We start from the raw sequence: 2689 nt of genomic DNA, 5'->3' as shown, positions 1-2689 counted from the left end.
AAGTCTTTGACTGACAAACAGAAAGAACGCCTCCTTCCTCTAATCGAGAAGAAGATGTCTTTAAAAGTCCGTAGTATTAAGGAAAAAATCGACGATAGTTTAATCGGTGGTTTTGTTATTATTGCCAATCACAAGACAATTGATGTGAGTATTAAACAACAACTTAAAGTTGTTAAAGAAAATTTGAAATAGAAAGTGGTGTTCTTTTGGCAATTAACGCACAAGAAATCAGCGCTTTAATTAAGCAACAAATTGAAAATTTCAAACCCAATTTTGATGTGACTGAAACAGGTGTTGTAACCTATATCGGGGACGGTATCGCGCGTGCTCACGGCCTTGAAAATGCCATGAGTGGAGAGTTGTTGATTTTTGAAAACGGCTCTTATGGGATGGCTCAAAACTTGGAGTCAACAGACGTTGGTATTATCATCCTAGGTGACTTTACAGACATCCGTGAAGGCGATACAATCCGCCGTACAGGTAAAATCATGGAAGTCCCAGTAGGTGAGAGTCTGATTGGTCGTGTTGTGGATCCTCTTGGTCGCCCAGTTGACGGTCTTGGAGAAATCCATACTGATAAAACTCGTCCAGTAGAAGCACCAGCTCCTGGTGTTATGCAACGTAAGTCTGTATCAGAACCATTGCAAACTGGTTTGAAAGCTATTGACGCCCTTGTACCGATTGGTCGTGGTCAACGTGAGTTGATTATCGGTGACCGTCAGACAGGGAAAACAACCATTGCGATTGATACAATCTTGAACCAAAAAGGTCAAGATATGATCTGTATCTACGTAGCGATTGGACAAAAAGAATCAACAGTTCGTACGCAAGTAGAAACACTACGTCAGTACGGTGCCTTGGATTACACAATCGTTGTGACAGCCTCTGCTTCACAACCATCTCCATTGCTCTTCCTAGCTCCTTATGCTGGGGTTGCCATGGCGGAAGAATTTATGTATCAAGGCAAGCATGTTTTGATTGTTTATGATGATTTATCAAAACAAGCGGTAGCTTATCGTGAACTCTCTCTCTTGCTTCGTCGTCCTCCAGGTCGTGAAGCCTTTCCAGGGGATGTTTTCTACCTTCACAGCCGTTTGCTTGAGCGCTCAGCTAAAGTTTCTGATGAACTTGGTGGTGGATCAATTACAGCCCTACCATTTATCGAGACACAAGCAGGAGATATCTCAGCCTATATCGCAACCAACGTGATTTCAATCACTGATGGACAAATCTTCCTTGGTGATGGTCTCTTCAATGCAGGTATTCGTCCAGCCATTGATGCGGGTTCATCTGTATCACGTGTAGGTGGTTCTGCACAAATCAAAGCCATGAAGAAGGTTGCTGGTACACTTCGTATTGACCTTGCTTCATATCGTGAGTTGGAAGCCTTCACTAAATTTGGTTCTGACTTAGATGCGGCAACACAGGCTAAGTTGAACCGTGGACGTCGTACCGTTGAGGTCTTGAAACAACCTGTTCACAAGCCATTACCTGTTGAGAAACAAGTAACCATTCTTTATGCTTTGACACATGGTTTCTTGGATACTGTTCCAGTAGATGATATTGTTCGTTTCGAGGAAGAGTTCCATGCCTTCTTTGACGCTCAACATCCAGAGATTTTGGAAACCATTCGTGATACAAAAGACTTGCCAGAAGAAGCAGTCTTGGATGCTGCGATTACAGAGTTTCTCAATCAAACCAGCTTCCAATAAGAATAGAGGTGTCAGATGGCAGTATCTCTAAATGATATTAAAACAAAAATCGCCTCAACAAAAAATACGAGTCAAATCACTAATGCCATGCAAATGGTCTCGGCTGCTAAGCTAGGTCGCTCTGAAGAAGCTGCTCGCAACTTCCAAGTTTATGCTCAGAAAGTTCGTAAACTTTTGACGGATATTCTTCATGGTAATGGAGCTGGCAGTTCAACCAATCCGATGTTGATTAGTCGTCCAGTTAAGAAGACAGGCTATATCGTCATTACTTCAGACCGAGGTTTGGTTGGAGGTTATAATTCCTCTATTCTGAAAGCTGTTATGGAGTTGAAGGAGGAATACCATCCAGACGGTAAAGGTTTTGAAATGATCTGTATCGGTGGAATGGGAGCTGATTTCTTTAAGGCTCGCGGTATTCAACCACTTTATGAACTACGTGGCTTGGCGGATCAACCAAGCTTTGATGAAGTCCGTAAGATTATTTCAAAAACTGTTGAAATGTACCAAAATGAACTATTTGATGAACTCTATGTCTGCTATAACCACCATGTCAATACGCTAACCAGTCAAATGCGTGTGGAACAAATGCTTCCAATTGTTGACTTGGATCCAAATGAAGCAGATGACAGTTACAGCTTGACCTTTGAATTGGAAACTAGCCGAGAAGAAATTTTGGAGCAGTTGTTGCCTCAGTTTGCAGAAAGTATGATTTATGGTGCTATTATCGACGCTAAGACAGCTGAAAATGCTGCAGGTATGACAGCTATGCAAACAGCGACAGATAATGCAAAGAAAGTCATTAATGATTTGACAATTCAGTATAACCGTGCCAGACAGGCGGCGATTACACAAGAAATTACAGAAATTGTAGCAGGAGCTAGTGCCTTAGAATAGGCTCTAGTCCAGCTCGTATGAAAATGAACTTATACTCAATGAAAATCAAAGAGCAAACTAGGAAGCTAGCCGCAGGCTGTACT

At 42.0% G+C, this 2689-nt stretch carries 3 protein-coding genes; all 3 read left to right on the top strand.

Features of this window, described 5'->3' with window-relative positions:
- Positions 1-192, top strand: a 192-nt coding sequence (locus tag QZ565_RS09225) for a F0F1 ATP synthase subunit delta (protein WP_295528569.1), incomplete at its 5' end; no start/stop codon positions are given.
- A 14-nt stretch (positions 193-206) separates the two neighbouring features.
- On the top strand, positions 207-1712 hold the full coding sequence (gene atpA, locus QZ565_RS09220) for a F0F1 ATP synthase subunit alpha (RefSeq protein ID WP_000996629.1): 1506 nt from the start codon (positions 207-209) through the stop codon (positions 1710-1712).
- 15 nt (positions 1713-1727) lie between these two features.
- Positions 1728-2606: a F0F1 ATP synthase subunit gamma gene (locus QZ565_RS09215; protein WP_000301224.1), complete on the top strand. Its 879-nt coding sequence runs from the start codon at positions 1728-1730 to the stop codon at positions 2604-2606.
- The last annotated feature ends 83 nt before the right edge of the window (positions 2607-2689 follow it).

Source organism: uncultured Streptococcus sp. (assembly GCF_915066115.1).
In the GTDB taxonomy this organism is placed as follows: Bacteria; Bacillota; Bacilli; order Lactobacillales; family Streptococcaceae; genus Streptococcus.
The sequence above is the reverse complement of the archived record's forward strand: the minus strand, read 5'-3'. Positions and strand labels throughout refer to the sequence as shown.